The organism is Pseudomonas sp. LPH60, from assembly GCF_030718165.1.
In the GTDB taxonomy this organism is placed as follows: Bacteria; Pseudomonadota; Gammaproteobacteria; order Pseudomonadales; family Pseudomonadaceae; genus Aquipseudomonas; species Aquipseudomonas danubii.
In genome coordinates this window covers 1-20475 of the sequence record NZ_JAVAJH010000015.1, presented here as the reverse complement: position 1 = coordinate 20475, position 20475 = coordinate 1, and the positions used below count along the sequence as shown (strand labels likewise).

Genomic DNA, 20475 nt, shown 5'->3' with positions numbered 1-20475 from the left:
ATAGAAGGGTGGTGACACGGACTAAAACCTTACCCTGCTACCCTGTCACCAGTGTAAAGCCTTTTAAATGGTGACGAATTGAAGACAATTAATGCCATTTGTTGTCGCCAATTATTTGGCATACACCGCTGTAAACAGGGCACTTAGACGCTTTAGCCACCAAAGGAACTACAGGTATCAGCCTCAAAATTAAGCATGGCTCAATGCCATTATTGGCACGCTGAAATTGTCTTGGAATTGGTGACAGCTTCTCAGTTTGGTGTCGAAATAGCGTCACCATTTAGCTAAACTCGGGCTGTCTTTCGCGGACGTGTCGGTGAGAAGGATTTCACACACTGGTTTGCACTTATAGAGTGCAACGAAAGGAGTAAAGGCCAACAAGGGTCGAAGCCGCTGTGTGGATTCGGATTGCGAAAGCCTATCCCTGGTTAACCAGGGTTTAGCATTTAGGACGCGGACTGCGGGGGATGTCTTGTAACCGAAACGATTAAAACCTTCTACCAATATATAGTGTTTTGGTAGTAGAATAGGATGCTTTCACTATGACCGATCCGATTAATAGGACTCACATGATTCCAATGCCGCCATGTAGCCCTGCAAACAGCATTCTAGAGGGCGATCTAGAGCTTGCGGCCAGCCACGGAATTATCCAAAAACTCAACGTTATGGAGACGGCAGCCGGCTTTTACGTTACAGCTCAATTCGCAGACAAAACGCATGTACTCAAGCGCCACAGGGGTAGTGGCCTACCTGAATGGTTCTACATTATTGCTCAGTTGCTTTCAGAGCCGGGTAAAGAGTGGTATCTGACAACACGAAGGGATAGGGCTGCGCCTAAGATCTTCAAGGATCTAAATCGACTCAATGACCATTTAAAAGAAGCCTACCCAACGGAAAGTTTCGAATTGCTGCGCAACTGTGAAGTACCTGGAACACCCAAAACCAAAGGGGCTCCAGTCGCATCAAAGCCTAAGCCATGAACGCTATAACCAACGACCACAAAGGCAATGTCATATGACCAAAATATGCTATATTGGATTCCGGTTTTTCCAAAAACGGGAACGGAATCATGTTGGATTTTTTGGCTCTAGCGCAGCAATGCGCGCCGACAGTTGCGCCGCAGACTATGGCTGCGCTGGTACAAGTAGAATCGAAATTTAACCCTTATGTAATTGGTGTGGTTGGTGGTCGCCTAGAGCGCCAACCCAAAACCCCCCAGGAAGCCGCCGCCACTGCCAGAGCCCTTGAGCAGGGCGGCTGGAATTTCTCAATGGGGATTGCCCAGGTCAATCGGTACAACCTGTCGCCTTACAAGCTCGACTATCAATCCGTCTTCGATCCATGCGCTAACCTGCGTGTAGGGTCTAAGATTCTAGAAGACTGCTACACCCGAGCTAAAAATTCGATAGCTGACAATCAGGCGGCCCTACAGGCGGCCTTTTCCTGCTACTACTCCGGCAATTTCACCCGAGGTTTTAAGCCAGACAAAACGGGGGGCCTGAGCTACGTGCAAAAAGTTCTAGCTCAACGTGATGTAGAGCCTAAGCCGATTCAAGTCGTCCCCCTTATCAAGGGCGCCGAGTCAAATCCGCCTAAGTACGACAAAGCCGCATCGACAGAGACAGAGCTTGCACCCAGGGAGTCAACCACCACTGTTTCGATGACTCCCGAAGTGGCCGAAGTCGCACAAGAGGCAGCCCAAGAAGCAGAAGCGCCGAGGGCCGCTCTACCTCCACCTGACCATACATCGATGCTTGTTGCCCGCGAACGCGGCCGGAAGTCCGAAAATCTAGCCAATACCGACAATGACGGCCCGGTACAGCTGCGACTTGCCCCCCTTCCCAACACTGCACCTGTTGCCACTCCCTCACTCACCCAACCCTACGGAAATGGTGAAAGCCGTTCGCGTAGTCACGCGACTATCTACTGAGGACGTTCAGCATGAAAATTATGATTGTTGAGAGTCCGAAGAAGGTCGAGAAGATTCAGAAAGAACTGGGCTCTGGTTGGAAAGTCACAGCAAGTGCGGGCCATATCCGCGATCTGCCACGACGTGGAGACTTGGGGATCAACATTCCCGGGTTCACACTTAATTATGAGTACATACCGCCGACCAAAACGGCCAATGGGACTTTTCCTGGCGGCGAACAGCGTGTTGCCCGCATCAATCGCGAAATTCAAGACACCGATACGGTCTATCTGGCATCCGACCCCGACCGAGAAGGCGAAGCCATCGCTTGGCACCTAAAAGACTCCCTAGGGCTCGAGGAAGATGACTATTTGCGGATTACCTTCAATGCGGTGACAAAAAAAGTCATTGAAGCAGCTGTAGCCAATCCGCGAAAAATTGACTACCAACTGGTCCATGCTCAAGAAGCGCGCCGCTTTTTGGATCGGATTGTTGGTTTCTTAGTATCTCCAGTTCTTTCGAACATGCTGGGGATGAATCTTTCGGCTGGCCGGGTTCAAAGCGTTGCGGTCCGATTGGTTGTTGACATTGATCGCTGTATCAAGGCGTTCAAAAAGACCAAGCACTATGGAGCACAAGTTAGCTTTGACGGTGGATCTTGGACAGCCGAATGGAACACAAAGCCTTTTGTTTCGGACACAAGCCCTTATTTACTAGATGAAGAGTTGGCAAAACGCGCCTCGATGTGTCGTCAGTTCAAAATCATAGATTCAAGCAAAGACGACGCATTAGAAGCTCCGCCATCGCCGTTTTCTACCTCACTTATGCTTCAAGCCGCTAGCGTTAGCCTCAAGATGGACCCAGCTGTAACAACTAAAGCAGCGCAGCGGCTATTTGAACAAGGTGCAATTACTTACATTCGCACCGACAGCGTTAACTTCAGCGATGAAGCTATTGAAGAGATACGAACCTTCGCCAATGGTAAGGGATGGAAACTCCCTGAAAACCCGCGCCGCTTCAAGTCCAAAAGCGGCGCCCAGGAGGCCCATGAGGCTATACGCCCAAGCCAAATGGAAGTTGATGAGGCAGGTGAGGATAAGGATCAGCGGGCTCTCTATCGACTGATCTGGCTGCGCACAATGGCCTCTCAACTGGCAGACGCGCGTTACACAGTCAACACCGTAACTTTGGAATCAACTGACAGCGCTCAACCGTTCGAGTTTAAGGCACGAGGCAGAGTGCTGACTGATGCCGGCTGGCGAGTACTCACGGCAAAAGACGCCATCGAGGATGAAGACGAAAGCGACACGTCTAATGCAGGCAATGTACCGCTTCTTACTCCTGGCAGTAACAAGCAGGCTGAAAGCGGGAAGCTGCTACGTAAAGAGACGCAACCGCCTAAGCGCTATACCAAGGCTTCGCTTATCCGCAAGCTTGAGACGGAAGGGATCGGTCGACCTGCAACACTCAGTGCGATCATGACAAACATCACCGAACGCGCTTACGTTTCAGAGGAAAAACGCTACTTGGTACCCACCGAAATTGGTGAACTGATCGTCGATACCCTTGTGAAAGCAGAATTCTCTTTCATGGAAATGGACTTTACTCGAGGTATGGAAGATCAGTTGGATCTGATCGCCGAGGGCAAGTTGGACTATCTAGACGTCGTGGAACCGGCCTACGAACAGCTCTTAGTCGAGTTGGAACGTATCAGTAACTCGGGCGAGTTCAAGCCACGCTTTACCTGCCCGAAATGCCAAGGTGGCATGCGTCGGTATAACCATCCTCAACGAGGCGCGTTCTGGTGCTGCACGGACTCAGAATGCAAAACCTTCATGGATGATGACCGAGGCAAGCCTGTGCCCCGCGCTGTCCATCACTGCCCAACATGCGCCGCAGCAACCCCGAAAAGGGAAACAGCGCTGCGCCGTTATAAACGCAAGAACTCAAGCGGCCACATATGGGCTTGTCCATTAGAGGGCTGCGATACGTTTCTGGATGACCTCAACGGCAAGCCACTCCCCCCTCAATCGTGCCCGAAGTGCAATGCACCTATCCGGCGGTACCAAAAGAAGGACAAAGACACAGGGAAGCCGAAAGGCGGCCACGGGTGGTTTTGTACAAATGAGGATTGCAAGACATTCATGGATGACGACAAAGGCAAGCCAGTCGCCATCAAGACAGCACCCTGTCCTAGCTGCGGCAAGAATCTAGTACGCCGCAAGAGCGCCCAAGGTGGCTGGTGGTGGCCGTGCAGCGGGTTCCGAGAGGGTTGCAAGGTAGTGATGGACGACGATAACGGCAAGCCAGTTCCGAAGGGCTCTGCGAGCAGGTCAGGAAAGCCTCCATCGAAGCCAGTCAATGGTTCCAAGGCTCGCCCCCAAATGCCGACCAAGCTTTCTATTCGGCCACTCAACAAGAAGTAACTCCGAATACCAACAGAACAAAAAGAGATCGCCAATATGGTATATTTTGGCGGTCTATTTGTTATGATACGGCGTGCGCTCATGCCTACCCGCTGAACGCATGACGCCTCTCAATGCGGCTATTACCGCACAGATAAATAGCCAATTCTCTACTTGGAGTTACTAAAACCATGAAAATCAAAACCAACATGATTGCGAACCGTACTGTGTCCTACGTGCTCGTTGCCTCACTCCTGACCCTGTTCGCCGTCGATCCTGCGTTTGCCCAGGGCATCGATAAGGTCAACACCTTCGTGGAAAACGTCCTGGCAGTTCTCCGTGGTATTTCCATTGCCGCAGTGACTATCGCGGTTATGGTTTCTGGTTACAAATTCATCTTCAAACATGCGGACGTAGCAGAGGTCGGCAAGATTTTGGGGGGTGGTTTGCTGATCGGTAGTGCAACCGAAATCACTCGTTTCCTGCTGAGCTAAGAGGGAACTTAGTATGTCCGCACTACAGGAAGGTAAAGATCCTCGCGACCCCCTTTTCAAGGGCTGCACACGACCGGCGATGATATACGGGGTACCTACGGTTCCCCTCGTAGTTGTGACAATGGTAGTTGTTTTGTTGAGTGTCTGGACAACTATCTTACTTATTTTGATTATGTTCCCAATCGTTTTTGTAATGCGGATGATTACTAAACACGACGATCAGCAATTCAGGCTTCTAGGTCTGAAATTTTATTTTCGTGTAGTTAATTACAACCATAACCGGCGTTTCTGGAAGTCTTCGACTTACAGCCCGATTCAATTCAAAAAGCGTAAGTGAGGCACAACGATGCGCGCTAATTCGCAATATGCCCAACAAATGAATCGCGAACGAGCAGTCGCGCCGTTCGTGCCTTATAGCAGTCACGTAGCTCCGAACACTATCGTAACCAAAGACGGCGATTACCTGCGTATCTGGAAGATTGCAGGTATCGCCTTCGAAACCACCGATGTTGATGAAATCCTGCGCCGTAAGGAACAACTCAATACACTATATCGCTCTATAGGTTCAAACAACGTTGCAATTTGGAGTCACCAAATTCGTCGAAAAACAACAGACCGTTTACGGTCTGTCTTTGATAACGACTTTTGCCGTGACCTTGACCAGAAATATTACGACTCGTTCGAGCATCCTGAAGCTGGCTATACAATGATGGCCAACGAGATGTATCTGACAGTCGTTTTTAGACCTCAACCGTCGAGACTCGACCGCGCTTTGGTGAAATCGTCGCGTCGTTCTCGCAAAGAAATCTTAGACGATCAGCGCGAAGCAATTCGCCGGTTAAATGAAGTAGCGTATCAAATCGAAGCAGGCATGAAGCGCTACGGGGCAGACGTTCATCAAGGTATTGAGGAACTGACCACTTACGAGAAAGATGGTGCTCTCTTCTCCGAAAAATTACGTTTCCTGAACTATCTAATTACCGGCGAATGGCAAGAGGTTCGTGTGCCAATGGCACCACTCGGTGATTACTTAGGTACCGCCTGGATTCATGCGGGTGTAGAGACTATAGAAATACGCTCTCCCAGTTCCTTGCGTTACGCTCAGTGCATCGATTTCAAGGACTACAATGCACATACTGAGCCTGGAATCCTGAACGGCCTGATGTATTCAGACTATGAGTTTGTTATTACTCAGTCATTCAGTTTCATGTCTAAGCGCGAGGGCCTGGATTTTCTGACGCGCCAGGGTAAACAGCTCGCAAACTCCGAAGACGGTAGTATTTCCCAAGTTGAACAAATATCAAACGCAATCGACCAGCTTATCGCTGGTGAGTTTGTCATGGGTGAATATCACTACTCTCTGATGATCTTCGGCGAAACAGTACAGCAGGCTGTACGCAATACGACGTCAGCGATGATCATAATTCAAGAGCAGGGCTTTCTTGCCTCACTAGTTGCTACCGCGACAGACGCCGCGTTTTATGCCCAACTCCCCTGTAACTGGTCCTATAGACCAAGAGTAGCAGGCCTGACAAGCCAGAATTTTGCTGGCCTGTGCAGTTTCCACAACTTTCGCTCAGGCAAACGTGATGGCAACCCATGGGGGCAAGCATTAACACTGCTGAAATCCCCGTCAGGCCAACCACTATATCTGAACTTTCATTACTCGAAAGGCGATGAAGACAACTTCGACAAAAAGTTGTTGGGCAATACGAGGATTATCGGCCAGTCTGGTGCCGGTAAGACAGTTCTTATGAACTTCTGTCTTGCACAAGCACAGAAGTACCGCTATCGCAGCGCTTCCGGCTTTTGCACAATTTATCTCGATAAAGACGAAGGGGCAAAAGGTACGATACGCGCTATCGGCGGAAAGTACCTTTCTGTCAAGAACGGCAAGCCAACGGGCTTCAACCCGTTCCAAATTGAACCGACAGAAAAAAACATCTTGTTCCTTGAAAAGTTGTGCAGAGCCATCATCACTTCAGATAAGGCACCTTTGACAACTGAAGACGAGAATCGTCTTAGCCATGCTGTACGCATAGTCATGAGGATGACCGACTTGAAGCTGCGCAGGCTTTCAACCGTACTTCAGAACATTACTGAAGGCGAACAGGATAAAGGAAATAGCCTTGCCAAGCGGCTTGCACGCTGGTGTGTGGATGATGGTGAAGGTCGACGCGGGCCATATTGGTGGGTACTGGACTGCCCCTGGGATTTGATCGACTTCAGCACCCATTCGAACTACGGAATCGATGGCACTGACTTCCTAGATAACGCAGAAGTACGCACACCGATTTCTATGTATCTGTTGCATCGTATGGACACAGTAATTGACGGCCGGCGCTTCATGTATTTGATGGATGAAGCTTGGAAGTGGATCGACGACGAAGCATTTGCTGATTTCGCAGGAAATAAGCAATTGACGATTCGTAAAGAAAATGGCTTAGGTGTCTTTTCTACACAGATGCCCAGTAGCTTACTCAAATCAAGGATTGCTTCGGCGCTCGTACAACAAGTGGCAACTGAAATTTATCTGCCGAATCCGAAGGCCGATTACCATGAGTATATCGACGGATTTAAAGTAACCGAGGCGGAGTTCCACATTATCAAAAGCCTAGGCGAAGAGAGTCGCATGTTCTTGGTGAAACAAGGTCAGCAATCGTTTGTTGCACGGTTGGATTTAAGTAACGTTAAAGACAGCGACGGCAATGTGGTTATCAGCTTTGATGACGAACTCGCTATTTTGTCAGGTAGCAGTGACAACAATGAACTTATGGATGAAGTTATTGCCGAAGTAGGGGAAAAACCATCCGATTGGTTGCCTGTATTCCACGAACGTCGAAAACTACGTGTAGCTTCCTCTAAATTGAAACCAATGTGAGGTCGTCATGAAAAAAACTCTATATAGCTTCGTATTATCCGGGCTTCTTGTAGGTTCCGCTCACGCTCAGATTCCCGTTACTGTTACTACTCAAGTAACCGACTCTCCTATGACCATCGCGGAATTTACGTCTAATGCGACGCGCTGGTCACAGCAAGTTGTTCAGATGAAAACTCAAATCGATCAGATGAAACAACAATATTCTTCGCTGACAGGTTCGCGCGGATTGGGGAGAATTTACGACAATCCGCAACTGCGCAACTACCTTCCAAATGACTGGCAAGGTGTATATGACGCTGTTAGAAATGGCGGATGGGACGGTTTGGACGGTCGTGCTTCAGGGATCTATGCAAGCAACAAAGTCTATGACTCCTGCAAAAGCTTTGCCCAGGACATACAGCGCAAGGCTTGTCAGGCACAAGCTGTAAAGCCTTCCCAGGATAAAGCATTTGCGCTGGATGCCTACGACCAAGCTAACGCCAGGGTGAGCCAGATTGACCAACTAATGGGTCAAATAGATCGGACACAGGACCCCAAGGCTATCGCCGAGTTACAAGGCCGGATCGCAGCCGAACAGGCGATGATCCAGAACGAACAAACCAAGCTCCAGATGTACCAAATGGTCGCTGATGCGGAAAACAAGATTCAACAACAGCGCCAGACGGAGTTAAATGCTCAGGCAAACGCACGTCGCGGCTGGGTACAGCCAAAAGTGAACTGATACGGCTCCGGCCAGAGGTCAAAATGAAGAAAATCTTTACTTTGGTGGTAATTGCTACGGCGCTCTCTGGCTGTGGCGATAGCGCCCCCGTACAGACTGTCGATTGGTACAAGGGCCATGAAGTCGAACGCAAAGAAATGATCGCTAAATGCGATGACAACCCAGGGCAAACAGCCATGGGGGCCAATTGCACCAACGCGAAACAGGCAGATAACGAAAAAGCCAATGCTCGCCGTGGCTGGCTCACTCCTACAATGCCCGGCTCGCCAAATAAAGGAGAGTGACTATGGCTGGCCCAGTAGTTTTCCAGTTCATCGGTGAGTTTCTTGAAACCGCTTTGAGCCCATTTATCGACGGCACAGTTTCCGAAGTAATATCAATTTTTCTACCTGTTTTCATTGGTATGGGAGCTATTCACCTAACGGTGATGGGATATGCCATCGGCTGGGGATACGTCGAACTCCCGTTCTCGAACTTCATGAAGACATGCACGAAGTACCTGATTATCGGGGGGCTAGCTCTAAGTGCTTCGACATACAGCAACTGGATTGTTGGCAGCATCCAGGGGCTCGAATCAGGATTTACCCAAGCCTTCGCCGCGACAAACTCATCAGGCCAGCAGCTGACAATTTATCAAACCGTTGACGAAGCACTTGGGAAAGGATGGGGGCTAGGAGCCGACTTGTGGGAACAAGCAGCGAATCGTGGAACTATGGAAGTGGGCATGGCCATTGGTGAATACTTCAATGCGCTAATTATCATTGCCGCAACATGCCTTCTAGGACTCCCGGCAGGAGCTATGATCATTGTTGCAAAAGCTGCACTGACATTGATGCTTGGTATTGGTCCTTTCTTCCTCGCGCTACTAATATGGCCAGCGACAGCGAAGTTTTTCGATAGCTGGTTTGGTCAGTGCATGACTTATGCAATACGAATTGCATTGATGGCCGCTGTGCTTGGCATGGCCTTCAAAGGTTTCGAAGGAGTCATAAACGCCGTAAACCTTGACTCAGAGCAGAATCCTTTGTTCACGTCATTAGTTCTGATCGCATTCACCTACGTCATGTTCATGCTTCTACAAGAGGCAAATGGGGTCGCTGGATCATTGGCCGGTGGAGCCAACTCAGCGGCGGTTACCTTACGAGGAATGGCTACAAGCGCCGCCGCTCCATTCCGTAAGGCCGCCAACACCATCAATGCCACCAGTACGCGCCGTGACATGCAATCAGGGATGATGACGACGGCAGGCCGTCTAAACCACTTAGTCGCTGGCAATACAATGTGGAACCCGGCATATCGACAGAATGTGATGCAGAACCTGGGCAAGAACTGGGGCAGAGCAAGCGGCGGTTCCGTCAAGCAGTAACAATAACCAAAAATCGCCGCCCTGTTTCGTATGGAACAGGGCGGTTTTTTTTGCTCAAACATAAGCCAATATGGGTTATTTTGGATATTCGCTGTGTATACTATGGTCTTTGTATAAGCAAATCCAAAGGAACCAAGATATGAAACGCGCTCTATGCATCTTACTGCTCGCGGCAGTGGTAGCCGGATGTGCATCTGCCCAGCCGCCTGTAGTCCCTTCGCTTGAGGGCAAGCCTCGCGTACCAATCAATAAGCAGAAGCCAACACCAGTCTTTGCGCCGCAAGCGGCATCTTCCAACCAGATTTTGGGTGAATAAATATGCTCAGTAAGGACAAGGGGCAACACGCCCCGAATCACCTGGACGCCAAGGCACCGTCTTTTTTTGGTGGAATAACCAAATCGGTAATTGAGACGGCCAACGATTGGGAGGCATCGCGCATTGAGAGCATCGAAAAATCCGAGCGCAGAGCGTGGATGGTTGCCGCTGGTTTTGGCGCGTGCCTGATTCTCTCTGTAGTCGCCCTGGCCCTACTCACGCCGCTGAAGGAAAACACCCCCTACGTCCTTCGGGTAGACAACACAACGGGTATCGCAGACATCGTGACAGCGATGGACGAAAAGGATGTCGGTTACAACGAAGTGATGGATAAGTTTTGGATGGCTCAATATGTTAGAGCCCGAGAAACTTACGATTGGTACTCGATCCAGAACGACTACAACATGGTTGGCCTTTTATCGTCACAAAGTGTAGGTGCCGAATACGCAGCTCTGTTTGAAGGCAAAGACGCTCTTGATAAGAAATACGGCTCCAGCGTCCGAGCTACGATAAAAATTATTAGCGTTACTCCAAATGGCCGAGGAACCGGCACTGTTAGATTTATCAAGACGACAAAGCGAGTTGATGACTCTGGCCCCGGTACAAGTATCAAGTACATCGCAACTGTTTCCTACGAGTACCGTAACCCCTCGCGCCTATACGAGTCGCAAAGACTGATCAACCCATTCGGCTGGCAAGCCCGAACCTACCGCGTAGATCCTGAACTTCCAGGGGGTGAAGGATGAAGCCTTTTGTACTCACACTGGCAATAATGAGCGCTCTTGCGACCGAATCCGTCTTAGCTTTGGACGTGCCGCGCGGCTCGAGTTATGACTCTCGCATTCAGTACGTGAACTTCAACGACGGCGACATTGTTTTGGTGCGAACGTCCGTTGCACTCGGTGCCCGCATCGTGTTCGCTCCCGGTGAACAGATTCAGGATATCGCCTCCGGCTTCAACCAAGGCTGGCAGTTCAAAGACAGTGACAATGTGCTGTATATCAAGCCAAAGTCTCTGAAGATAAACGAAGCAGAATTCGTGTTGCCAGAAGCTGGAAAATGGGACACGAACCTAATGGTCAAGACCAATCTACGCATGTACGACTTCGATGTTGTACTACTACCTACTGACGTCGAAAAGTCGGCAGTTAAGCAAAAGGGGGCAGCATACAGAGTCCAATTTATCTACCCGCAAGAAGTTGTGGCCAAGTCTAAAGCTAAAGCTGAAAAGCAGCTCATTGAAGAGAAAATGGCTGCCAAACCTGCACCAGTGAACTCGGCCTATACAATGCAGATTGGCGACAATTCCAGCGGCATCGCTCCTGCTGAAGCTTACGACGATGGCCGTTTCACCTATCTCCGCTTCCCCAACAATCGCGCGTTTCCGGCTGCATACCTCGTTGCTGAGGATAAAACCGAGAGCCTGATACCAAGCCATATCGACCCAGCAGTGCCCGACGTACTAGTAATTCACCGCGTCTCGCCTGAGTTCGCTTTGCGCCTGGGGGAAATGGTCGTCGGAGTTTACAACGAAGACTATGACGCTGAAGGAATCCCTCCAAAGGCTGGTACCACGGTCCCTGGAATGAAGCGAGTAATAAAATCTGCAGAGGTATCCAGATGAACCCTAATGATGAATTGCCCGAGCTGACAGCTCTAAGTGGTGAGCGTGGTATTCCTAGCGTGAACGAGCGAGCCCGTTCTACGAAGGCACGGGCGCTCGTATTTATCGTCTTACTGGTCTTCGTTGCCATCGCAGCCGGGGGCTTGCTATGGAGCGAAAAAAAGAAGGCTGAAAAGAATGCAGCTGCGGCTGCTGAAGAGGCAAAACGATCCCTGGTCAGCACAGTTCCGGCAAAAACCTTTACTGAGCCAGCCGCTAAAGAGGTCCCACTACTGCCAGGACCAGCAGCAGATCAAACCCAAACGCCGGAGCAGAAAAATACTCAACCCCCATTGCCCGGTGGTGATTCGGAACAGTCTCCAGGCGGAAAAACTGGGAATCACAAGGTCTACATTATCGACAAGTCCGCTTCTGACGTGATGATTACAACGGTAAAAACCCCTTCAACCGCGGCTCCAGCCCTAGGTGGCGGTGATCAACCTGGATCGGGGGAAGACGACCCTCGCGGCGGCATGGCCACAATGCTGGCCTCCACCAAAACAGCAACTCGGAAGGCGTCCTTTTTGCCAAACAGGAATTTCCTTTTGGCGAAAGGTGCATTTATTGACTGCGGACTACAAACACGCCTGGACTCGACAGTACCGGGCATGACTGCTTGCGTCGTCAGTCGTGATGTTTACAGCGACAACGGGAAAGTTCTGCTAATAGAGCGCGGCTCCACCGTTACGGGCGAGTATCAGTCAACGATGCGCCAGGGCATGGCCCGCATTTTTGTGCTCTGGAATCGGATTAAGACACCAAACGGTGTCGTGGTTCCTCTGGACTCTCCAGGGACGGATCAGTTAGGTGGGTCCGGCATACCGGGTTATGTAGATAACCATTTCTGGCAACGCTTTGGCGGAGCCCTGATGCTATCTCTTGTCGATGATGTCGCACGCGGTGTTACCACCAAAGGCGGAAACAGTGATGGTAATCAGTTCAATTTCAGTTCCACGGGTGATGCTACGCAAAACATGGCTGCCGAAGCCTTGCGCAACACGATAAATATTCCGCCGACACTTTACCGAAACCAAGGCGGGCAGGTTGGGATCTTTGTCGCGCGCGATCTGGACTTTTCGGGGGTTTACGATGTCTCACCTGAGTAAAATTCCTAACGGGAGAGAAGCCGTCGATTACCTGGACTCGGGTATACAGCGGTCAGCTTCCGTCGATTATCTAATGGAGCCGATCAAACGCTTCATGGATGAACCGGAGATTACGGAAGTCTGTATCAACAGACCGGGCGAAGTATGGTGTGAACGGCAAAGCGTATGGGAATACCATAAAGTCGAAGAGTTGACCTTTGACCATTGCAATGGATTCGCTACTGCGGTGGCGAAATTTGCAAAACGAGAAATATCTGACAGCAAACCAATCATGTCAGCCGTTCTACCGGGCAAAGAGCGCATCCAGTTTGTCATGCCCCCTGCGGTAGAACACGGCACTATATCTACCACAATCCGAAAGCCGGACTTTGGTCGACGTACTCTAGAGGATTACGAAAAACAGGGGTTCTTCAAACATATTCGACCAATTGGCAAGGGCTTATCTCCTAATGACCAACTGCTTCTTGAACTCAAGAACAGCGGAAAAATAATGGAGTTTTTACGGCTCGCGGTAGAAATGGAAAAAGTAATTGTTGTTGCCGGTGAAACCGGATCGGGGAAAACATCGCTTATGAAAGCGATGTTGGATGCAATAAATCCTCAACAACGCATTATCACCATCGAAGATGTGCCAGAGCTTTTTCTTCCGAACCACCCAAACCATGTACACCTGTTTTATCCCAGTGAAGCAAGCGAGGAAGGCGGTTCTATTGTAACTGCTGCGTCTCTGCTTAAAAGCTGCTTACGGATGAAGCCAACTCGAATTCTGCTTGCAGAGTTACGTGGTGCTGAAACGTATGATTTCGTCAACGTTTGCGCATCAGGTCATGGTGGAAGTATCACAAGCCTCCACGCTGGAAGCTGTGAAATGGCGCTCGAACGTATGGCGTTGATGATATTGCAGAACCGCCAGGGTCGAAGCCTACCTTATGACGTAATACGGAGGTTGCTGCTACAGGTCGTAGACGTTGTAGTCCATGTACACAATGACGTCACGCATCCCGATATAGGCCGCCATATCACAGAAGTCTGGTATGAGCCGGAACAGAAGCGAGCAGCTTGAAATGAGTCGGCCATCTACGATGGTGACGGCTAGATCTGCTCGAGCCAAAAAGTTTGTCACCATTCCGGTGCTGCTGCGCGCCCTGCGGGCTTGCCCAAAGAGGCGCTGCCTCTCTGGACTCTCGGCACCTCGCCGTGTGGCAGGGATGCAGGGGGTAAAGCTCTCCCTGCATCCCGGCCGAAGGGTAGGGGCACTCCAGCTGCATCAAGGGTTCGCTGCGCCGGTATCCTCACCCGTTCGGTGCTCGGCCGCTGCGCGTCCTGTGCTCCGCATGCGGCTTGCGGTACCGCCCTTGACGCCGCTTCCGGCCGGAGTGGTGACAACCTGGCGTCCTGCAGCAGCTGGCCATGTCGCCAAATCGAAGCCCTGGGCAACCTGGGCAAACGGCTGGTGACAGATCCAGGCGCCGGCACCGGCCGCGGTGTCGCCACTTCCCTCCCCTCCCCTGCATATTTTTTCACTACATCCCGTTCCTTTAGGAGCATTTAAAAATGGACAAACCCAACTGGGTGAAGTGGGTCTTCGGACTCATCGTTTTAATGGTGGCATCTGCTGCCATTGTCTGGTTATCGGGATTCCTATTCTTCGTGTTGAGTAAGGCCAACCCATTTGGAAAAACCGACTTCTCTACATGGTGGACGTATTGGGATTATTACAAGACAAATGCGGATGTTGTGAAACGTCTAAAAATTTCACTGATCATCGCGACGGTAGTTTGCTACGGCCTACCATTGTTTGGACTGATTGCAGCTCTACGAGAGGAACGGTCTTTACATGGTGATGCTCGATTCGCCACGGCTAGCGAAGTCGAGAAGGCCGGATTGTTCGGCAGCACTGGAATCATCGTTGGAAAACTGAGGAAGCGCTTCCTGATGTTCGCCGGCATGCAATTCGTGCTATTGGCTGCTCCGACGCGCTCTGGCAAAGGTGTAAGTACCGTTATTCCGAATCTTTTAAACTGGAATGAATCGGTTGTCGCGACTGACATCAAACTTGAAAACTTTCTCATAACATCGAAATATCGCAGTTCGCATAATCATGAAGTCTATCTTTTCAACCCGTTTGCAGTCACTGCCGATGCTGCTGGAAATCCTCTTCAAGGTAAGTCGCATCGCTACAACCCTTTGGGTTACATCAGCGATGACACACGATTGCGAATAACTGACATCCTGGCAATTGGATACTCTCTTTATCCAGGTGAAGGTCGGGATGCATTCTTTGATGATGCAGCACGAAATCTATTCCTTGGACTCTGCTTGTATCTATGTGAAACACCAACACTTCCCCGGACTATTGGCGAGCTTCTTCGCCAGTCATCCGGTAAAGGTCGACCTGTAAAAGAGCATATCCAAGGCTTTATCACTGAACGTAACTATCGCGAATACGCGAACATCATGCTGAACGATGTCGGTGATAACCGCGAAGAAGTAGTAGCTGCGGTGATGGCAATCCGTAAATGTGAACAGCAAGAAGCAGAGTCACTTTGCGATGAGGCACCTATCGCTATCGCCGAGAACGTCTCTGCCCTGGACGCAGCGGAGATAGACTTACTTCTAAAGGCTACAGGCTGCGAGTTTGAACTTGACCGATTTCTAACACCGATAGAAGTGTGGGACGGCATCGGATTACCCCCGCTTACGGCCGAATGCGTTGATGCCTTAAACCGTTTCACAAGCACCTCGGACAATACTATGTCCAGCATCATGGCGACGTTCAACGTTCCGCTTACATTATGGGCCAGCCCGGTTATTGATGCTGCTACCAGCGCGAACGACTTCGATCTTCGCAATGTCCGTAAAAAACTTATGTCGATTTACTTGGGAATTCCTGCTAACAAACTTGCGGAAGCCAAAGTAATTTTAAACTTGTTCTATACCCAACTTGTGAATCTGAACACCGATCAGCTACTACACGCGACTCCAGAACTGAAATTCACGTGTCTGATGCTAGATGATGAATTTACCGCTCCAGGTCGGATTGGCATCATTGATAAGTCAAACTCTTATATGGCGGGCTATGGCCTTCGCCTTCTGACTATCATCCAGTCACCCGGACAGCTCGAGGCAGAGCCACCGAGAGGCTACGGTAAAGAGTCTGCACGCACCTTTGTAACAAACCACGCACTGCAAATTCTCTTCACGCCACGCGACCAGCGCGACGCAAACGAATACTCCGAAATGCTCGGCTACTCCACCGCGCATTCGAGAGGCAAAAACTACGGGCGCGGAGCTACAAGTCACTCAGAGCAAGTTGGCCCAGGCTCTGGACAGAAACGAGCGCTAATGCTTCCTCAAGAGCTGAAGGCAATGCCGCAAAACCGTCAGGTTATCGGTATGGAAAACATGAAACCGATCATGTGCGAAAAGATTTTCTATTACGCCGAACACATATTTATGAATCGGCTTAAATCGGTTTCTCCAACCCTCGCCGCCTTGGGTAAAAAACTACCGAGCAAGGATTTCCTTGAGGCTGTATGGGGAAGCGGTGAATTGGCCTCTAGTATCCCAGCCCTAGACCTAGACTTGCATGAGGCGATTGTTCAAGACCGAGTACGAGAGACAACAGTAGAGGATATTCAGCAAGGCATTGATTTAAGGAAAATCGCGGTCGATTTGTCAAAAATCACTGTAACCACGCAAGTAGATGGGCTCGCAGAAGAACAGATTGAGGACTTCGTGAATGACTTCTTTGATGCCCTAGGCGCGACCAGAGCCGAGGGTAGCGAGGAAGCGGACGAAGAGTCATTCGACTTCAATGGGGACTTCAATGGGGACGGTTCGAGTGAACCAATTACAGATGCTGAATTGGCGGCTCTGGATGCTGAGATAGCAAACGAGGATTCTGAGCCCGAAACATCCGAGGCGATGGTTAATGCTGGGTCCGGCCCTACCCCTATTTTGAAAACGAGTAAGACCCCAGCTGTTGAAATTGAGTCGATACCTCTCCCCTTTGAAAAACAACCGGAACCGGAATCTGCGCTTCCAGCAGTTCGTCATGACGAACTGCTGGAAGAGGAAATTAGCGATGAAGAATTGGCGGCGCTGATTGAAGCTGACGACCATTACTACCCTGAAGACTTCGATGAGTTCGCCTTCGCTCCAGAAGACTCAGAAGGCGTTGAGCAGTACGAAGCCCTGCGTGAATTCGAGGCCGAATTTGAAAGAAGCACGATAAAAAACAATGAGTTAAAAGTTCTTGACTTGAGCATTCTTGATGAAAAGGAATGACAAAAAAGACGATTATTAAGAGCCCAAAACGACACAAATAGAATCCCAAAATGGACGTTTTGGGATTCACATACCAATAAATATAAGATCCACGCAACGCATTTCAAAATCACATCGTTGACATCCGTTCAAACCAAAACCAATAATATTGGAAACCAAGGTTTGATATTTTGCGCCTAGTGAATCCTCACTACGGCGCATTGCGGGCACTGCCCATTACTACGGAGAACCTTCGATGTCTCAAGAACAAGCTATTGCCCCCTCCCCTTCATCTTCCGCCCAGGCCAAAACGCAGAGTATCCGCGGATACCGAATGGACTCGGGCAACATTCCTCAAGAAATCCGCACGAACGTCGCGGCCGTTCTCAGTCCAGAAGCTGACGTTTTCCCTGCCAAGGAAAACGGTAGCTACAAGGGCCCGGTTATCCACGCAGATAGCAACTACATAGTCCAGGCAGTGGGCAAGTCGAACCAAACGGCCGTGATCCATCAACGCGGCGATGTCGAAATGATGGGGGCATCACTCAAGGGTCGGGATGCCAACAATGATCTGGTGGGCCGAAACCTACAGGTTCACTACCGAGGTGATCAGGCCAAGGTCTACCCATGGGACGCACAGAAGGAAGCAGTCCAGCGTGCCGACCGCACAACTGAACACCGAGTTGTACCTGAGCGTAATTCCAGCGCCGTAATCGCCGGTCAAGTGCTGAACGAGGCCGAGAAATACGCAACCGAGAACATCAAGAACGCCAAGCAACGCGAAGCCTTCTTGAAGCACCTGAGCAACGTCACCCAGCAGTTCCAACCCCAGCCCCTTCTCAAAGCTCAAGAGCCACCTAGCAGAAGCTCAAGTCGCAACGAAGTGAGCAAAGCTGCGCACCAACCTCCACGGCAGCAAGCCGCCCAAGACATCGAACGCTAAGAGAAGGTCCCGATATGGCTGACAATATTAAGCATTACGAACAAGAAGACGCCGCACTGGCGGCTGATGCTCTTGAACAATCCGGCCCTGCTTACGGCGTGACAATGATCGACGGCAGACCGGCTACATCGGTTCGTTTCGAGCGCAATGAAAAAAACGGTGATGCTGCTTACACCGTGTCTTTCCATATGGCGAACAAGCAGGTGGCTCGCTACAAAGATCTCGATGCGGAGAGTCTGAGCGAGGCGGTAGGAAAGAAGAACGCCAAGGCCATTATGGAGAACGAGGCTGACCGGGGTTCGCTGAAGGGAGAAGAACTCCAATATGACAACGGTCTATCACCCGAGGAAAAGGCCAGACGCCTTGCTTTAGCCCAAACCCAAGCCGCAGATGCCGCAGATCATGAACCGGACAGCCCTGATGAAGTGAACAAAATCGAATGGGTCCCCGAGCATGAACAGGTAAACGTCTCCGAACCTCTGGAACGAGTCAACATCGCTGAAGCCCTGGTCATCGCCGCGCGCCTACGCCAGCGCGACCGCGAAGCGCTGGAAGCAACTCAGACAGACCTCGGCCATCAGGCCGAAGGTAAGCGCATTAAGGTCGAAAACCTGTCAGAGAAGGCAGTGGAACAAGACAACGGCAACCGACTTGCCGAGCGCACGGATCAAACAACGGACTATCAGTCGCAGATCGATACTGAACGCGAGAAAAACCGTCAGATCCAGCTCATGGAGTCACTGCATCACCAGTTCCGAGTGTCTGGCCCCCGTTTCCATTTCAAGGATCAGCCTAGCCGCATCGCATTCAAGGATAAAGGTTCAAAGATGGTGAGCGCCTCGAATGACGAGCGTGTCGCCAAGGCAATGGCAACCATGGCAGACGCCAAGGGCTGGAAAACCATCACGGTAGCAGGGCATCCAGACTTCCAACGGGAGGTTTGGATGGAAGCCAGCCTACGCGGGATTGAGGTCAGGGGATTCAGGCCACAGCAGCAGGACTTGGAAGCCCTAGAAGCTCGCCGTGACCACCAGATGAGAAACAGCGTTGAACACAACCCAGAACGGGACAGGCAGAAGGCTTATAGCGCACCTGAATCTGTCCGCACAGCAGCGGCTCAAGAGCAAAACACTAAGCCGCTAAGCAAGGCCCCCTCTCCCATAACTCCAGAGCAGGAGCAAACAAAGCCCGATCTAGCTGATGCCCCCACCCTGCGTAGTCATAGCGGCCTTCTGTTGAACCATGGCGAAGCCAACTACAACCACGACCCGGAAGAAAGCAAAAGCTACTTCGTAACGCTGGCTGACAAGGACGGAAAAGAGGAAACCGTTTGGGGAGTCGATTTGAAACGCGCCATGGCTGAAAGCCGTGCAAAACCCGGCGAAGGCATTCAGCTCGACTTCAAGGGAAAACAACCAGTAACAGTAACGGCAAATATTCGCGACGACCAAGGAAAGGTCATCGGGAAGGAGCCAATAGAAACCGAGCGTAATAGCTGGGTCGTAAAGTCCAACAGAGCCAAAGTGGTCGAAGCTATCGCAGAAAAAGTGATTGATTCCAAATTCAAAGATCCAGATCAGCGCGCAGCAGCTCGAGAAGCTGTCAGCAAACGCTTGCAGTCCCTAGACAAACAAGGGGCAGTCCCTCCGGTACCCATTTACGACAAAACCGCCGCGAGAAGAGGGCAAGAGCAGGAACAAGCCCGGCCGCAGGTTGAACGTCATGCCGAGCGTACTCGTTGATCACCGGAGACTTGAAAATGGCACGCGACTACAGCAAAGAAGGCTTTTTAAACAATTCCCGTCCACTCAAGCCCGAGGGGCACCAAATACTCGTCATCATGAATGGCTCAAGACTTGTCGACACCGTAAAGGACGGCGAATGGGTTTCAAAGCGGATTGGCGCTCGCAATGACATGCCGGGAGGAATCTACGATCTAACCGGCGCTCAGAAACCAGACAAAACGGCCGCGCTGAAGACGTATCAAGGCAATGTGATGCATGTCGACAACTCGAAAAACGCTATCTATTTGCTTGATGACAGTGCCAAAAAGCCAATTTTGGTCAAACACGACCTTTCGATTTTCAAGACCAAGCAGCCGGTCGTCGGTAGCTTGGTCAAGATCGAATATACCCGTGGGCAAGCAAAAGTCGCAGACCAGGAGCGCGGGCTAGAACGGTGACAACAAGCTTGACGCTGAATCTGTCTTGTATTCGTAATTAATCCTTATATATCAATTAGTTACAATCATTGAAAATGCTTACTGGTGACACCTAATCCGGACAGTCTGGATTAGGTTGTCACCATCCCCTCTCGGTCGTTCGACCACAAAGACCCCATCAGGAATTTCCCCTTTGGCGACACCGCGGCCGGTGCCGGCGCTTGGATCTGTCACCAGCCGT

Annotated in this window: 17 protein-coding genes; all 17 read left to right on the top strand. The window is 50.6% G+C overall.

Annotated features, from left to right (window positions below; genetic code table 11):
- Positions 1-542 precede the first annotated feature (542 nt).
- Positions 543-980, top strand: a complete 438-nt coding sequence (locus tag Q8O96_RS30760; protein ID WP_305950079.1) for a hypothetical protein — start codon at positions 543-545, stop codon at positions 978-980.
- Between the two features lie 89 nt (positions 981-1069).
- On the top strand, positions 1070-1930 hold the full coding sequence (locus tag Q8O96_RS30755; RefSeq protein ID WP_305950078.1) for a lytic transglycosylase domain-containing protein: 861 nt from the start codon (positions 1070-1072) through the stop codon (positions 1928-1930).
- A gap of 11 nt (positions 1931-1941) precedes the next feature.
- Complete coding sequence (gene topA, locus Q8O96_RS30750; protein WP_305950077.1) at positions 1942-4335, top strand: type I DNA topoisomerase; 2394 nt, start codon at positions 1942-1944, stop codon at positions 4333-4335.
- Between the two features lie 170 nt (positions 4336-4505).
- Positions 4506-4808: a TrbC/VirB2 family protein gene (locus Q8O96_RS30745; RefSeq protein ID WP_305950076.1), complete on the top strand. Its 303-nt coding sequence runs from the start codon at positions 4506-4508 to the stop codon at positions 4806-4808.
- Positions 4809-4821: 13 nt separating this feature from the next.
- The gene (locus tag Q8O96_RS31415; protein WP_371826216.1) at positions 4822-5145 is read left to right on the top strand and encodes a type IV secretion system protein VirB3; all 324 of its coding nucleotides are present in this window, start codon (positions 4822-4824) and stop codon (positions 5143-5145) included.
- Between the two features lie 9 nt (positions 5146-5154).
- Positions 5155-7689: a VirB4 family type IV secretion/conjugal transfer ATPase gene (locus tag Q8O96_RS30740; protein WP_305950075.1), complete on the top strand. Its 2535-nt coding sequence runs from the start codon at positions 5155-5157 to the stop codon at positions 7687-7689.
- 7 nt (positions 7690-7696) lie between these two features.
- Positions 7697-8410, top strand: coding sequence for a P-type DNA transfer protein VirB5 (gene virB5 / locus Q8O96_RS30735; RefSeq protein WP_305950074.1), 714 nt, complete (start codon positions 7697-7699; stop codon positions 8408-8410).
- 23 nt (positions 8411-8433) lie between these two features.
- A complete protein-coding gene (locus Q8O96_RS30730; protein ID WP_305950073.1) occupies positions 8434-8694 on the top strand; it encodes an EexN family lipoprotein in 261 nt (86 codons plus the stop codon).
- A gap of 2 nt (positions 8695-8696) precedes the next feature.
- Entirely contained in the window at positions 8697-9776 is a 1080-nt protein-coding gene (locus Q8O96_RS30725; RefSeq protein WP_305950072.1) for a type IV secretion system protein, read from the top strand.
- Positions 9777-10094: 318 nt separating this feature from the next.
- Positions 10095-10838 carry a virB8 family protein gene (locus Q8O96_RS30720; RefSeq protein WP_305950071.1) on the top strand — a complete coding sequence of 248 codons (744 nt, stop codon included), beginning with the start codon at positions 10095-10097 and terminating at the stop codon, positions 10836-10838.
- Positions 10835-11716, top strand: a complete 882-nt coding sequence (virB9, locus tag Q8O96_RS30715) for a P-type conjugative transfer protein VirB9 (protein WP_305950070.1) — start codon at positions 10835-10837, stop codon at positions 11714-11716. The genes Q8O96_RS30720 and virB9 overlap by 4 nt, the downstream gene beginning before the upstream one ends.
- The gene (gene virB10, locus Q8O96_RS30710) at positions 11713-12861 is read left to right on the top strand and encodes a type IV secretion system protein VirB10 (protein WP_305950069.1); all 1149 of its coding nucleotides are present in this window, start codon (positions 11713-11715) and stop codon (positions 12859-12861) included. The genes virB9 and virB10 overlap by 4 nt, the downstream gene beginning before the upstream one ends.
- Entirely contained in the window at positions 12845-13924 is a 1080-nt protein-coding gene (gene virB11 / locus Q8O96_RS30705; protein ID WP_305950068.1) for a P-type DNA transfer ATPase VirB11, read from the top strand. The genes virB10 and virB11 overlap by 17 nt, the downstream gene beginning before the upstream one ends.
- A 491-nt stretch (positions 13925-14415) precedes the next feature.
- On the top strand, positions 14416-17151 hold the full coding sequence (locus Q8O96_RS30700) for a type IV secretory system conjugative DNA transfer family protein (RefSeq protein ID WP_305950067.1): 2736 nt from the start codon (positions 14416-14418) through the stop codon (positions 17149-17151).
- 235 nt (positions 17152-17386) lie between these two features.
- Complete coding sequence (locus Q8O96_RS30695; RefSeq protein WP_305950066.1) at positions 17387-18073, top strand: hypothetical protein; 687 nt, start codon at positions 17387-17389, stop codon at positions 18071-18073.
- A 14-nt stretch (positions 18074-18087) separates the two neighbouring features.
- The gene (locus Q8O96_RS30690; RefSeq protein WP_305950065.1) at positions 18088-19815 is read left to right on the top strand and encodes an LPD7 domain-containing protein; all 1728 of its coding nucleotides are present in this window, start codon (positions 18088-18090) and stop codon (positions 19813-19815) included.
- Positions 19816-19832: 17 nt separating this feature from the next.
- A complete protein-coding gene (locus Q8O96_RS30685; RefSeq protein WP_305950064.1) occupies positions 19833-20255 on the top strand; it encodes a KfrB domain-containing protein in 423 nt (140 codons plus the stop codon).
- Positions 20256-20475: the final 220 nt, after the last annotated feature.

Excerpts from the sequence above, each read along its gene's own strand:
- Q8O96_RS30740 (WP_305950075.1), top strand. The coding sequence starts at position 5,155 with ATGCGCGCTAATTCGCAATATGCCCAACAAATGAATCGCGAACGAGCA.
- virB9 (WP_305950070.1), top strand. The coding sequence starts at position 10,835 with ATGAAGCCTTTTGTACTCACACTGGCAATAATGAGCGCTCTTGCGACC.
- topA (WP_305950077.1), top strand. The coding sequence starts at position 1,942 with ATGAAAATTATGATTGTTGAGAGTCCGAAGAAGGTCGAGAAGATTCAG.
- Q8O96_RS30745 (WP_305950076.1), top strand. The coding sequence starts at position 4,506 with ATGAAAATCAAAACCAACATGATTGCGAACCGTACTGTGTCCTACGTG.
- Q8O96_RS30700 (WP_305950067.1), top strand. The coding sequence starts at position 14,416 with ATGGACAAACCCAACTGGGTGAAGTGGGTCTTCGGACTCATCGTTTTA.
- virB11 (WP_305950068.1), top strand. The coding sequence starts at position 12,845 with ATGTCTCACCTGAGTAAAATTCCTAACGGGAGAGAAGCCGTCGATTAC.
- Q8O96_RS30685 (WP_305950064.1), top strand. The coding sequence starts at position 19,833 with ATGGCACGCGACTACAGCAAAGAAGGCTTTTTAAACAATTCCCGTCCA.
- virB10 (WP_305950069.1), top strand. The coding sequence starts at position 11,713 with ATGAACCCTAATGATGAATTGCCCGAGCTGACAGCTCTAAGTGGTGAG.
- Q8O96_RS30725 (WP_305950072.1), top strand. The coding sequence starts at position 8,697 with ATGGCTGGCCCAGTAGTTTTCCAGTTCATCGGTGAGTTTCTTGAAACC.
- Q8O96_RS30760 (WP_305950079.1), top strand. The coding sequence starts at position 543 with ATGACCGATCCGATTAATAGGACTCACATGATTCCAATGCCGCCATGT.
- virB5 (WP_305950074.1), top strand. The coding sequence starts at position 7,697 with ATGAAAAAAACTCTATATAGCTTCGTATTATCCGGGCTTCTTGTAGGT.
- Q8O96_RS30720 (WP_305950071.1), top strand. The coding sequence starts at position 10,095 with ATGCTCAGTAAGGACAAGGGGCAACACGCCCCGAATCACCTGGACGCC.
- Q8O96_RS30690 (WP_305950065.1), top strand. The coding sequence starts at position 18,088 with ATGGCTGACAATATTAAGCATTACGAACAAGAAGACGCCGCACTGGCG.
- Q8O96_RS30695 (WP_305950066.1), top strand. The coding sequence starts at position 17,387 with ATGTCTCAAGAACAAGCTATTGCCCCCTCCCCTTCATCTTCCGCCCAG.
- Q8O96_RS30755 (WP_305950078.1), top strand. The coding sequence starts at position 1,070 with ATGTTGGATTTTTTGGCTCTAGCGCAGCAATGCGCGCCGACAGTTGCG.
- Q8O96_RS30730 (WP_305950073.1), top strand. The coding sequence starts at position 8,434 with ATGAAGAAAATCTTTACTTTGGTGGTAATTGCTACGGCGCTCTCTGGC.
- Q8O96_RS31415 (WP_371826216.1), top strand. The coding sequence starts at position 4,822 with ATGTCCGCACTACAGGAAGGTAAAGATCCTCGCGACCCCCTTTTCAAG.